This is a genomic window from Bacteroidota bacterium, assembly GCA_018831055.1.
Classification (GTDB): Bacteria; Bacteroidota; Bacteroidia; order Bacteroidales; family B18-G4; genus M55B132.
In genome coordinates, this window is sequence record JAHJRE010000054.1 from 1 (window position 1) to 12,539 (window position 12,539).

The following is a 12,539-nucleotide window of genomic DNA, read 5'->3' on the forward strand; positions in this document are numbered from 1 at the left end:
CTATGCTGATGTCGGGATTCTTTTCAATATTCCCGAGTATCCAGCTTTCACGTTGGGTGATCGTTTGATCCCTGAATTCCTGTGTGGCAACCTCGTAACCCCAGTTTTTGAATGCACCTTCGGTGAATTTCATGATATTGCCTTTGTGTACAAGGGTCAAAGATTTCCTTCCTTCTCGCAATGCGTATTGAATGGCTGATCTTACCAGCCTTTTACTGCCTTCCTCCGATATCGTTTTAATACCGATTCCTGAAGTTTCCGGAAAACGGATCTTCTTTACCCCCATATCTTCTTCTATGAACCGGATCACCTTTTTTACCTCTTCCGTTCCTTCTTTCCATTCTATCCCTGCATAAATGTCTTCTGTGTTTTCCCTGAAAATAATGATGTTCACATCTTCAGGCTTTTTTACAGGCGATGGAACTCCATGGATGTACTGCACAGGCCTGAGACATACATATAAGTCAAGCATTTGCCTCAGGGCAACATTTAATGACCGGATACCGCCTCCAACCGGCGTTGTAAGCGGTCCTTTGATGCCAACCAGATATTCCCTGAATGCATCTATAGTTTCCTGGGGAAGCCACTCACCGGTCCGGTTAAATGATTCCTCCCCGGCAAAGACTTCTTTCCAAACTATTTTTCTTTTTCCACCGTAAGCTTTTTCAACAGCCGAATTAAAAACCTTATAAGCAGCCCGCCATATGTCGGAACCTGTACCATCTCCCTGTATAAATGGAATAACCGGATGTTCCGGTACTTTTAACTTCCCTTCACTTATGGTAATCTTTTCTCCTTGCATAATTAATTCGTGGTTTGATAATTTTCCGTAAATGTAAAAACATTTTTTGTAAATATTCAGGAATCTCTATATAAAGTTATCCCTTTGTGATTTATCAACAATCATAGTATTTTTTTGTTTTTTAATCAGGTAATATTTATGTGTGGATATGCAGGAAAGAATTTTGATTTACGACGGAGTATGCAATTTGTGCAATGCATCGGTGCGATTTATCCTGAAACATGATAAGAAAATGAGAATACAGTTTATTAGTTATCAATCCGACGAACTCAATAAATATGTGCCGGATGATTTTCACGGGTTTCAGGCAATACGTTCTGTGGCATACATAAGAAATGGAAGGATTTACGCGAAATCTTATGCTGTCCTGATGGTTTTGTGGGATCTGGGGGCATGGTTCAGGCTTACCTCCGTATTCTTTCTGGTGCCCCCTTTTCTTCTAAATCCTGTTTACCGGCTGATTGCTTCTAACCGTTACCGTTGGTTTGGCCGGACAGATTCGTGTCAGGTTATTCCGGAAATTTGGAAAGATCGCTTCCTGGATTAAATCGAGGTGGATATTATTTCTTTTTCGATTATATTTGTTGGAAAATCTATGCCCATGACAGACAGAAAAGGACTATACAGGAGCAGGCGCAACAGCATTATTGGAGGTGTTGCCGGAGGTATTGCGGAAGCGCTTGACATTGATCCCGTCATCATCCGTGTAATTTTTGTGCTATTGGTATTCGCCGGTGGGGGAGGCGGGATTCTTTATCTGATTTTATGGATCGTGCTACCGCTCGACCCAGAGTATGATAATAACTTTAAAAATTCACAAACCATGAACAATTCATTCAATGAAGATCCTGTGAAAAAAGAACCGGATCCCTGGTCAAAACCTAAAAACGATGGCACCCTGATAGCAGGATTGATCCTGATTGCACTGGGTATTATTTTTCTTATTATCCGCTTTGTTCCCAGAATAGATTTTGGTGATCTGTGGCCGGTAATATTGCTGGTAGCAGGAATAGCCCTGATCTGGTCAAGTTTTTCAAAACAAAAAAAGGTCTAACGTTATGAAGTATAAAAATGTCTTTTGGGGTGTGATCCTGGTAATCCTGGGGATATTATTTATCCTCAAGAATATGGAGGTTATTTATTTCCGGTGGCGCGACATCTGGAGCCTTTGGCCTTTGTTGCTCATTTTATGGGGTATTTCCATTCTGCCGCTTAAGTCGGGCTTTAAGCTGATTTTATCACTCCTGGCAGTTGCAGTGACGGTTTGGGTGGTTGCCGCACATTCCCCGGGATGGACGGGTTATATTCACCATGATTGGGAAAAGCCGGATAAACATATGAAAGCCTGGTCTGATCAGGTGATTAATGAACCCTGGGATCCAGGTGTAACAGAAGTCGACCTTAAGCTGGTTGCTGCAGCCGGTACTTTTATCCTTGACGATACAACTTCCGGACTTTTTCAATTAAAACACGAAGGGAATATCGGCCCCTATGAAATGAAGGTTTCAGGAATGGAGTCACACAGGAAGATACAACTTGAGCCCGAATCTTCTTCAATTAATACATCCCGGGTTCGGAATACAACGGAACTACAGTTGAATACTACTCCTATCTGGAATCTTGAACTGGATGCTGGAGCAGCCAGGGTAGAACTTGATCTCCGGCCTTATCGAATTGGTAAACTGGATATCGATGGAGGCGCTTCCTCCGTTGAGGTTAGTTTTGGTGATAAAAGTGAAGAAACAAGGGTCAATATAGATGCGGGAGTTTCATCCTTGAAATTGATCATTGCTGAAAGCCTTGGATGTGAAATCCGTTCCGAGTCTTTCCTGACTTCCAGGAATTTTAGCGGACTGGAAAAGGTTGATAAAGGTATCTACCAGTCGGAAAACTTCAACACCAGCGCTAAGAAGATCTTCATCAATATTGAAACCGCCATTTCGAGTATCACTGTTGTCAGGGAATGATAGATAAAAGTCATTCAGGAAATGGTTAAAATGGCAGGAAAATGCTTTGGCATATCTTTTGACATGTAGGGCACGCAATGGAATATAAGGATTATTACAGGATATTGGGTGTCGGTAAGGATGCTTCTCAGGATGAAATCAAGAAAGCATACCGAAAGCTGGCTTTGAAATACCATCCAGATAAAAATCAGGGAAATCAAGCTTCTGAGGAAAAGTTTAAAGAGATATCGGAAGCCTATGAGGTGTTGGGAAAGCCAGAAAACAGGAAGAAGTATGATGAGCTTGGCATGAACTGGAAGCAGTACGAGCAGGCAGGTGCTTACGGCTATGAAGGACCCTATGGGGGAGCTTCGTCAGGAAAGGGAGCGCGTTATGCCAGCTATGATGACTTTTTCGGCGGTAGTGGAGGTTTTTCAGATTTTTTCGAAGCTTTTTTTGGTGGAGGATTCAGGGGGGCAGGTCAGGAACGCAGGCAAACCTGGGCCAGTCCGGGCTCCGATTATGAGGCTTCTGTGAGCATTACTTTACAACAGGCTTATTATGGTACATCTGCAGTATTGCAGTTGGGTGATGAAAAGTTGAGGATCAATATAAAACCCGGAGCAAGAGATGGGCAGGTGCTTCGGGTCAGGGGTAAAGGCGGTCAGGGTAGCGGTGGTGGCGAAAGCGGAAACCTTTACCTGAAAATCCAGGTAGTACCCATGGATGGCTTTGAACGAAAAGGTAACGACCTTTATGTTGGTCATGATATTGACCTATATACAGCAGTCCTGGGTGGAAAAATTACGATAAAAACATTGGAAGGAGCGGTTAGCACAACCATTCCAAAAGGAACGCAAAATGGCAAAACACTACGCTTTAAGGGTAAGGGTATGCCTGTTTATAGCCAACCGGGCATTTTTGGCGACCTGTATGTCAGGCTGAATGTCCATATTCCTACCGGATTGAGCGAAAAAGAAACCACGTTATTTCAGGAACTAAAAAATTTAAGATAAGCCTGATTAAACCCTGTACATGATAACTCATCTTAATGGTGTAAACCATTTTCTTTATGGAACCAACCGTTAACTGAATTGGCATTGAAATATTCAGGGGCTTTTTTTAATTTCACAACCTGGCTGTCCCTATTTTAATAATTTATTACCTACATTTGCCAGGTGTCAGAAAAATGAATGATGATATATGACAAATAGATTACTGCGTTTTGAACTGATTTTTGTTACCCTTCTGGGACTTTTTCTCCTTGCTGATCCGGTTATGAGTCAGACAGGAACGATCCGTGGATTCGTATATGATAAGTCGAACGGTGAACCGGTTATTTTTACCAATGTTTACCTTGCCGGAACGACCTACGGTGCTGCAACGGATGTTAATGGATTTTATGCAATATCAAGAATCCCTCCGGGTGAGTATAAGCTAATGGTTACCTACCTTGGGTATGACACCCTCAGCATGCCTGTCAGTATCCAACCAGATCGAATCATTAACCAGAATTTGTTCCTGGAAAAAAAGTCAGTAACACTTCAGGCTGTTAATATCTCTGCCGAGAGGCAGGAAGCCCGCACCGAGACAAAAACATCGGTGGTTAAAATTACACCCAAACAGATCAATCAGTTACCCTCCGTCGGAGGAACTCCCGACCTGGCTCAATATCTCCAGGTATTACCTGGTGTGATCTTTACCGGTGATCAGGGTGGCCAGCTTTATATACGCGGTGGATCACCCATTCAGAATAAGGTTTTACTTGACGGGATGACCATCTATAACCCTTTTCATTCTATAGGTTTGTTTTCAGTTTTTGAAACTGATATTATTCGTAATGCCGATATATACACGGGAGGTTTCGGAGCGGAATATGGCGACAGGGTATCGAGTGTGATGGATATCACTACCCGTGACGGAAATAAAAAACGCCTTGCAGGAAAAATTGGCGCAAGCACCTTCGGTGCCAGGATTCTTTTAGAAGGGCCGATAACAAAACCCAAGAATCCCGATGATGGGGGAATTACCTTTATTCTTTCGGCTAAAAACTCCTACCTGGGGGAATCTTCGAAGATCTTCTACGAATATGTGGATGAAGATGGCCTGCCTTTCGATTATCTTGACCTTTATGGAAAAATGTCAATATATGGAGCCAATGGAAGCAAAATTAATTTCTTTGGTTTCCGGTATGAAGATGATGTGAATAATTATAAATCTATAGCCAATTTTCACTGGGATTCTTATGGAGGGGGCTCTAATTTCGTTGTTATCCCGGGAAAATCTCCGGTACTTATAGAAGGCCATGTAGCCTATTCTTCCTATAAGATTTCCCTTGAAGATGAGGTTTTTCCTAAGCGTGAGAGCGAAATCAACGGTTTTTCCATGGGAATGAATTTTAATTATTTCCTGGGAAAGGATGAACTGGACTATGGCATCGAAATGATGGGATTTAAAACCGATCTTTACTACGTTAACGAAGCAGGAACATCAGTTGATCCTTCAGCAGAATATACAACTGAGCTCGGGATATTCATGAAATACAAAATGACCCTGGGTAAATTTTTGATAGAACCCGGTTTCAGATTGCAATGGTATGCTACCTTATCCGAAGTGTCTCCCGAACCGCGTCTTGCGATGAAATATAATGTTACTGATAATTTTCGCCTGAAATTTGCAGGGGGATTATATTCCCAGGCACTTATCAGCGGCCGTTCCGACCGGGATGTGGTTAACCTCTTTTATTCCTTCATTTCAGGAAATGTTGATCACCCGGAAACATTTGATGGAAAGCAAGTCAAACACGAGTACCAGAGCGCACAACATGCCATCCTGGGAGCTGAATTCGATATTGGTAAAAATATCACTGTCAATGTTGAAGGGTATTATAAGAACTTTTCCCAGTTATATAACCTTAACAGGAATAAAATCCTGAATTCTGATCCCGATTTTATTGTTGAAAAGGGGGATGCTGAAGGCATTGACCTGACTATCAAATACGAGTTTAAGAATTTTTATTTCTGGGGAGTATACTCATTCGCTTTTGTTCATCGCTATTATGAAGATGCCAGCGGGAATGTGGAGATGTATTACCCTCATTTCGACCGTCGTCATAACCTGAACCTGATCGGAACCTACCGTTTCGGCGGTACTAAAACCTGGGAGGTCAACGCAAGATGGAACTATGGGTCGGGTTTCCCGTTTACCCAAAATCAGGGGTTCTATGAAAAAATCAATTTCAATAATGGTATTTATACGAACTACACGAATACCAACGGAGAAATCAACGTGATCCTCTCGGATCTCAATGCCGCCAGGATGCCTGATTATCACAGACTCGATATTGATATCAAGAAGAGATTCGTGTTTAGCGAGAATACTAACCTGGAGGTCAATGTTAGTGTTACTAATGTTTATGACAGGAAAAACGTATTTTATGTGAACCGTTATAATGATGAAGTTGTTTATCAGCTTCCCATCATGCCCAGTCTCGGTTTTACCTTATCCTTTTAATAAATCCTGCTTATGAAAGCTATTCTGTATGTCATAAAGGCAATTGCAGGGATTGCATTTGCTTTGTTTGCTTTAATTTCCTGTAAAGAAAGTTCAAATACTATGAAGCCACCTGTTGCGGATAAAAATGATACTGTACTTACGGCCCACGGTCATCAAAGAACGGATCCGTATTATTGGATGAATAACCGTGAAAATCCGGCAGTACTGGAGTACCTGAAGGCCGAAAATGAATACACACAGGATATGATGAGAGGCGTTGACTCTCTCAGGAATGATATTTTTAAGGAAATGGTCGGCAGAATAGCCCAAACGGATATGTCGGCCCCCTATTTCCTGAATGGATATTTTTACTATACCCGTTATGAGGAAGGTAAGGAATATCCCATATACTGCCGTAAGAAAGGTAAGCTTGATAATGTTGAGCAAATAATGCTTGATGTAAATCAACTTGCTATAGGCCATTCGTTTTTTAATGTAGCCGGTTTGAATGTTAGTCCCGATAACCGCCTTCTTGCTTACGGTGTGGATACTGTAAGCCGTAGAAATTATACTCTTCATATTAAGAACCTGGAAACCGGGGAGTTATATCCGGAAAGGATACCCAATACCACAGGGAATGTTGCCTGGTCGGCCGATAACCAAACTATATTTTATTCCGTAAAGGATCAGACTACATTGAGACCCTATCTGATTTATCGTTATAAGTTGGGTTCGGGTAATGTTTCTGAGGATCTTGTTTTTTCTGAAGAGGATGAGACCTATGCTGTTTCTGTTTATAATTCCAAATCAAGAGAGTTTGTTTTTATTGCCTCCTATGGTAATATGTCTTCGGAATTCCGCTTTCTTAATGCAGGCACTCCCCAGGGATCTTTCACGGTGATACAGCAGAGGCAGCCAGAGATAGAGTATTATCCATCCCATTATAAAGAACATTTTTATATCCGGACCAATCTCAATGCACCGAATTTTCGCTTGGTTAAAGCTCCGGTAACAGACCCAGGGGAGGAAAACTGGCAGGAAGTCATTCCCCACCGTCAGGATGTCCTCCTGGATGATTTTGAAGTTTTCCGGTCCTATCTTGCCCTGAATGAGCGGTTTGGTGGATTGCCCCATATCCGGATTATACAATGGGCAGATGGCAAAGAATTTTTTCCTGAGTTCCCTGATCCGGCTTATATGGTATATTTTTCTGTTAATCCGGAATTCAACACCGATTTTCTGAGATATGGATATACATCCCTTACTACTCCTTCGTCGGTGTATGACCTGAACATGAAAACAAAGGAAACAACTCTGATGAAACGCCAGGAGGTTTTGGGTGGTTATGATCCGGCTGATTATGTATCCGAAAGGTTAATGATTCCTGCACATGACGGGGTGGAAGTACCTTTGTCACTCGTGTACAGGAAAGATACAAAACTCAATGGTGAAGCGCCTTTGTTACTCGTGGGTTATGGATCCTATGGCAGTAGCTATGATCCTTCTTTCAGCAGTGCCAGACTGAGCCTGATCGACCGCGGATTCATTTATGCTATCGCCCATGTGAGAGGAGGGGAGGAAATGGGAAGAAATTGGTATGAAGATGGTAAAAAACTTAAAAAAATTAACACTTTCAACGATTTTATCGATTGTGGCCGTTACTTAACGAAAAATGGGTACACGAATCCTGATAAATTGTTTGCCAGTGGCGGGAGTGCAGGTGGATTGCTTATAGGTGCAGTGATTAACATGGAACCCGAACTCTTCAGAGGGGTTATCGCTGCTGTACCTTTTGTGGATGTAGTTACAACCATGCTCGATGAAAGCATACCCCTTACCACCGGGGAATATAATGAATGGGGAAATCCCAATGAAAAGGAGTATTATGACTACATGCTATCGTATTCCCCCTATGATAATGTTGTTGAACAGAATTATCCAAACATCCTTGTCACAACTGGATGGCATGATTCACAAGTACAATACTGGGAACCTGCAAAATGGGTTGCCAAGCTTCGTGATAAAAAGACAGATGATAATATACTTCTATTATGGACCAATCTTGATTATGGCCACGGAGGAGCCTCCGGCCGTTTCGAACGACTGAAAGAAGTAGCACTGGAATACTCATTTCTCCTGATGTTACTGGGAATCGAATCATAGACGCTTCGCTCCCCTCCCCTCCCCTCGGCTTCGCTCGGGGCAGGCTATTATTCATTATTCATTGTTCATTGTTCATTGTTCATTGTTCATTGTTCATTGTTCATTGTTCATTGTTCACTCCCCCTTAACCTCCAACCTAAACCCCGTTCCATGAATGTTTGTGATGGATACGGCAGGGTCATCTTTAAGGTATTTTCGGAGTTTTGTGATGAAGACATCCATACTGCGGCCAATAAAATAATCATCATCTCCCCAGATCGCTTTTAGGGCAAATTCGCGGGTGACAATATTATTCATATTGTCACAAAGAAGTTTCAGGAGAGCAGTTTCCTTACGTGTAAGGGATTGCTTCTTGCCTTGCCGGGTCAACATCATATTGGATGAATCAAAGGAATATTCTCCAATGGCTATTGTTGGGGCTTCCGTTGCAAGTGTTGATTCGGGCAAAAGCCTGCAGCGTTTCAATATGGCTTGTATCCTCAGACTTAGTTCTTCTGTGCTGAATGGTTTGGTAATGTAGTCATCGCAACCGATACGGAATCCTCTGATACGGTCTTCGTTCATCGATCTTGCAGTTAAAAATATGATTGGTATCGCTTCATTGGTTTTCCGGATTTCCGCAGCAAGAGCGAAACCATCCATAACAGGAAGCATGACATCAAATATGCAAAGGTCGAAATGCAATTCACTGAAGGTATCCAGACCATGTTTGCCGTTGGTGCATAAAGTCGTATTATAATCGAGCAGGTCGAGATAGTCTTTAAGTAACAATCCCAGATTGGGATCATCCTCAACAAGTAAAACAGATATCCTGTTCTTATCCATTTTCGTTACTATTCATAAGTGGCAAATATACCGTAAAGGTACTGCCTTGATGAAATTCGCTTTGCAGGGTGATTTTTCCATTGTGGGCTTCAGTCATAAGTTTTACATAATACAGACCAATGCCGAAACCCTTTACATCATGAATATATCCCGTGGAAACCCGGTAAAGGTTTTTAAACACATTTTTTTGTTCCCTTTGCCGGATACCTATTCCCCTGTCTTTTATAGAAACAGCGATCATACCGTTTTTGTTTTCTGAAGCAATAATGATATAAGGCTCTTTCTGGCTATATTTCACTGCATTATCGATAAGATTTGAATAAATATTGGTAAGATGGACCCGGTCACCCATCACAAGGTCGCTTTCGGCATTCAGTTCCAACCGGATCACTCCATGATATTCATGAATGCTAACCATAAATTGTTCAGCAAGTTGCTCCAGGATATTATGTATACTTACCTGGGAGACCCGGATTTTTGAACCCATGTTTTCCATAACCGATAATTGTAGTATTTGCTCAACATTAGATCGGATCCGGTTGTTTTCATCCAGGATAACCTGGGCATACTTTTTTACTTTGTAAGGATATTCATGGATGTTCGGATTCAGGAGCATTTCACCTGCAACCTGGATGGTGGCGATGGGAGTTTTGAATTCATGAGTCATATTGTTGATGAAATCGCTTTTTATATCAGATATTTTGTTTTGTCTGATTAGTGTTATTGACAGGAACACAAATCCCCATGATAAGATCAGGATAAATGAGGTTGCCATCGCAATGATCCAGGATGAACCGGGATATGATATATCCTCTTTCTGAAGGATGTTTAATTCAAACGCAATTATCAGGATCAGACCCACAAGTGCGAATAAAATTATTATTAAGGGGATGATAAGTTTTCTCATATATATCCCGAATATCGTTTAACAAATCATTAACAGTTTTTAACAACCCTTTAACGAATTTTCACATTTTACGGGTGTAATTTTGGAGAAAATTCCATTAAGGTAAAATCAAAAATATTAAAAATATGAAAAAGCTCATTTTAAGTATTGCCCTCGTATCTTTCCTGCTCTTTGGAGTGGTTGGTATTCAGACTGTTGTAGCGTCACAATCAAACGTAGTAATCGAAAATCTGGATAAAGATCCCAAGAAAGACAATGATAAAGAAAAAAAGGCTGAATGCAAAGATGCCAAACTTGAAAGCAAGAAAGACTGTCCTGAAGGTAGCAAGAGTAAATGCTGCGACAAAACACAAATGAAATCCAAGTGCTGCAAAGGATCAGACGGAAAGGAAAACAAAAAGTCAGATCCTGACAAAAAGTAGTACTTGCATAATTTTTGGGTAAGTAAATATTATTTTTTCATAATTAATTTGGTTTGGGGCCTGCCGGATAGATCCGGCAGGCCTTTTCAATTACAAACCCAGCTTTTTTCTCAGATGCTTTGGAATAGCATCCTTGTGAACCATTATTGATATTGTTTTATACCTGGTAAAAGGCTCTGAGGTGTAGAAATACCCGTCGTATTTATGGTCTGTGGTTCCCCATGAGTTTTTTACAATGTAATATTTGTTATCGTTCTGATCCTTGGCGATTCCTGTGATAAGCATGCCGTGGTCGTCGGTGGTTTCAAAATTATCGAAAGCTTCCTGGCGCATTTCCTGTGTGATCTTCTTTTCCGGACCGGGTTCTTCAAAGCTATACAGGGCTTTATTTCTCTCTTTTTCCGTAAGTTTTTCCCAGCGTTCTTTTTCTGTTCCTGAGAGATCTTCAATATTGTCTTCCGGCACGATGGCAACTCCGTCTTTCCAGGAAAAACCCCGTTCACTGATATCAGCTGCCCAGGCCACGCTGTAACCATTGTTAATTGCATAATCAAAAATCTCCATAAGCTCATCGAGAGGTAAATTGTAAACGAGACTATGCATCCAGTTATCCGGAATTTCCAGGATGAAGGGTTTGTAAAATGGATGATGTGTGTAAGATCCAAGCTCAATGTAATCTTCCGGGTTTAATCCAAGAACGGCGGCATAACTTTCGGGAGTATATTCGATTCCTTTATAGGTGAATGTCTCGGGAACTTCTCCCAGGTATGCGTCCAGAATACCATTGAATCCGGTCATCCATACCGGGCTGAGTTTTCTGTTTTTGTTTTTCAAAACTGCATCCACATAGGCATTCAGCACTTCGTCCATCTCCCCATGAACATGCTTGTCTTCTCCGATGACCAGACCGCTGTATACTTCATCAGGTATAGCTCCGTATTCTTCCAGGGTCATGATCACATCTGAAAATCCTCCTCCACCGGCAAAATTGGTTTTGCCATGGAATCTGAGGTATTTCTTTCCTTTTTCTTCATAACTTTTTCTAACAATAAACATTTCGGAAAGGTCAAAGGTATCTTTACCCATTCTTAGCAGTTCCGTTTCAAGGAGAGCGACACCGGAGAAACTCCAGCAGGTTCCTGATTTGTATTGGTTTTTTACAGGGGTGGATGGAAGTTCTTTAATAACCGTAAACTGGTATCCAGCCTTTTCTTCTTTTGCTTCTTCTTCCTGAGCCCATAAAAATGCCGAAGTAAAAGCAAACAATGTGCATAATGCAAATAATCTGATTCTTTTCATTGGTTAATACTTTTAAGGTTTTACTAATCCAGTGTTAGTTTTTTTTAATGCTTATAGCAGGAAAACAACTAGTACCGCAGATGATAATCGCAAATATATTAAAATTACTTTACTGAACGATTATTCGCATAAGCAACTGATTCTTTTCTGCACTAATGAGAATATAGTATAATCCCGGTGATAAATCTTTAATGTTATATGTCTTTATTGACTCACCTTTGGTAATCTCATCATTTATTTGCCTGATCTCCTCTCCTGGAATACTTACAAAACGGATCTTTACCGGAGTGGTTTTTGTACTGTATATCAATAGATTAATTGTTCCATGGCTGGGATTGGGAAATATCTGTCTGACCTCAAAGGGGAGGTTCTCATCAATTGCCGTGCAGTCTTTGAAAGTGATGAAAACAGTATCAGCGCTTGTACACTGGTATTGATTAACTCCTCTGGCAATAAACATATGGGAGCCAAGTCCAAACCCGCTGGTGTCAATAGTGATAGCAGCAGTAGTCTGCCCTCCGGGCCACCATGAATAGGAAATTATTCCGGATGTTTCCGCGTCGAGGATCAACGTAGCACCGGCGCAAATGCTTGTATCGGGTATGTTAATTAAAGGTGTTACTTCCTTTACTTCTATTTCACTGTATGCCTGGGCTGAACAGCCGTTCTCATCGGTATAA

The 12,539-nt window shown here is 41.3% G+C and carries 12 protein-coding genes; 7 read left to right on the forward strand and 5 right to left on the reverse strand.

The genetic code is table 11. From position 1 onward, the window contains the following. Positions 1-805 (reverse strand): NADP-dependent isocitrate dehydrogenase (locus tag KKA81_03275; GenBank protein ID MBU2649931.1); only part of this gene is annotated, 805 nt, incomplete at its 3' end. 145 nt (positions 806-950) lie between these two features. Here KKA81_03275 and KKA81_03280 point away from each other — a divergent pair. From KKA81_03280 to KKA81_03305, 6 genes are all read left to right on the forward strand, one after another. Continuing rightward, the gene (locus tag KKA81_03280) at positions 951-1,349 is read left to right on the forward strand and encodes a DUF393 domain-containing protein (GenBank protein ID MBU2649932.1); all 399 of its coding nucleotides are present in this window, start codon (positions 951-953) and stop codon (positions 1,347-1,349) included. 54 nt (positions 1,350-1,403) lie between these two features. Then, positions 1,404-1,856, forward strand: coding sequence for a PspC domain-containing protein (locus KKA81_03285; GenBank protein ID MBU2649933.1), 453 nt, complete (start codon positions 1,404-1,406; stop codon positions 1,854-1,856). 4 nt (positions 1,857-1,860) lie between these two features. After that, on the forward strand, positions 1,861-2,769 hold the full coding sequence (locus KKA81_03290) for a hypothetical protein (protein ID MBU2649934.1): 909 nt from the start codon (positions 1,861-1,863) through the stop codon (positions 2,767-2,769). Between the two features lie 77 nt (positions 2,770-2,846). After that, a complete protein-coding gene (locus KKA81_03295; GenBank protein MBU2649935.1) occupies positions 2,847-3,764 on the forward strand; it encodes a J domain-containing protein in 918 nt (305 codons plus the stop codon). A gap of 187 nt (positions 3,765-3,951) precedes the next feature. Further along, positions 3,952-6,261, forward strand: coding sequence for a TonB-dependent receptor (locus tag KKA81_03300; GenBank protein ID MBU2649936.1), 2,310 nt, complete (start codon positions 3,952-3,954; stop codon positions 6,259-6,261). A 12-nt stretch (positions 6,262-6,273) separates the two neighbouring features. Then, the gene (locus KKA81_03305) at positions 6,274-8,406 is read left to right on the forward strand and encodes a S9 family peptidase (protein MBU2649937.1); all 2,133 of its coding nucleotides are present in this window, start codon (positions 6,274-6,276) and stop codon (positions 8,404-8,406) included. Positions 8,407-8,520: 114 nt separating this feature from the next. Here the strand turns inward: KKA81_03305 and KKA81_03310 are convergent, their stop codons facing one another. Together KKA81_03310 and KKA81_03315 are read right to left on the reverse strand one after the other, a co-directional pair. Beyond that, on the reverse strand, positions 8,521-9,231 hold the full coding sequence (locus KKA81_03310; protein MBU2649938.1) for a response regulator transcription factor: 711 nt from the start codon (positions 9,229-9,231) through the stop codon (positions 8,521-8,523). After that, a complete protein-coding gene (locus tag KKA81_03315) occupies positions 9,224-10,138 on the reverse strand; it encodes a HAMP domain-containing histidine kinase (protein MBU2649939.1) in 915 nt (304 codons plus the stop codon). The genes KKA81_03310 and KKA81_03315 overlap by 8 nt, the downstream gene beginning before the upstream one ends. 125 nt (positions 10,139-10,263) lie before the next feature. Between KKA81_03315 and KKA81_03320 the strand changes: the two genes are divergently transcribed. Continuing rightward, positions 10,264-10,560 (forward strand): hypothetical protein, encoded by a 297-nt coding sequence (locus KKA81_03320; GenBank protein ID MBU2649940.1) that lies wholly within the window; start codon positions 10,264-10,266, stop codon positions 10,558-10,560. Positions 10,561-10,650: 90 nt separating this feature from the next. Here KKA81_03320 and KKA81_03325 read toward each other — a convergent pair whose 3' ends face one another. Together KKA81_03325 and KKA81_03330 are read right to left on the reverse strand one after the other, a co-directional pair. Then, the gene (locus KKA81_03325; GenBank protein ID MBU2649941.1) at positions 10,651-11,859 is read right to left on the reverse strand and encodes a C1 family peptidase; all 1,209 of its coding nucleotides are present in this window, start codon (positions 11,857-11,859) and stop codon (positions 10,651-10,653) included. A 109-nt stretch (positions 11,860-11,968) separates the two neighbouring features. Beyond that, positions 11,969-12,539 (reverse strand): T9SS type A sorting domain-containing protein (locus KKA81_03330; protein MBU2649942.1); only part of this gene is annotated, 571 nt, incomplete at its 5' end.

Bases quoted from the DNA above. Each gene is read 5' to 3' on its own strand.
- KKA81_03325 (MBU2649941.1), bottom strand. From the start codon at position 11,859: ATGAAAAGAATCAGATTATTTGCATTATGCACATTGTTTGCTTTTACT.
- KKA81_03315 (MBU2649939.1), bottom strand. From the start codon at position 10,138: ATGAGAAAACTTATCATCCCCTTAATAATAATTTTATTCGCACTTGTG.
- KKA81_03280 (MBU2649932.1), top strand. From the start codon at position 951: ATGCAGGAAAGAATTTTGATTTACGACGGAGTATGCAATTTGTGCAAT.
- KKA81_03300 (MBU2649936.1), top strand. From the start codon at position 3,952: ATGACAAATAGATTACTGCGTTTTGAACTGATTTTTGTTACCCTTCTG.
- KKA81_03320 (MBU2649940.1), top strand. From the start codon at position 10,264: ATGAAAAAGCTCATTTTAAGTATTGCCCTCGTATCTTTCCTGCTCTTT.
- KKA81_03290 (MBU2649934.1), top strand. From the start codon at position 1,861: ATGAAGTATAAAAATGTCTTTTGGGGTGTGATCCTGGTAATCCTGGGG.
- KKA81_03295 (MBU2649935.1), top strand. From the start codon at position 2,847: ATGGAATATAAGGATTATTACAGGATATTGGGTGTCGGTAAGGATGCT.
- KKA81_03285 (MBU2649933.1), top strand. From the start codon at position 1,404: ATGACAGACAGAAAAGGACTATACAGGAGCAGGCGCAACAGCATTATT.
- KKA81_03310 (MBU2649938.1), bottom strand. From the start codon at position 9,231: ATGGATAAGAACAGGATATCTGTTTTACTTGTTGAGGATGATCCCAAT.
- KKA81_03305 (MBU2649937.1), top strand. From the start codon at position 6,274: ATGAAAGCTATTCTGTATGTCATAAAGGCAATTGCAGGGATTGCATTT.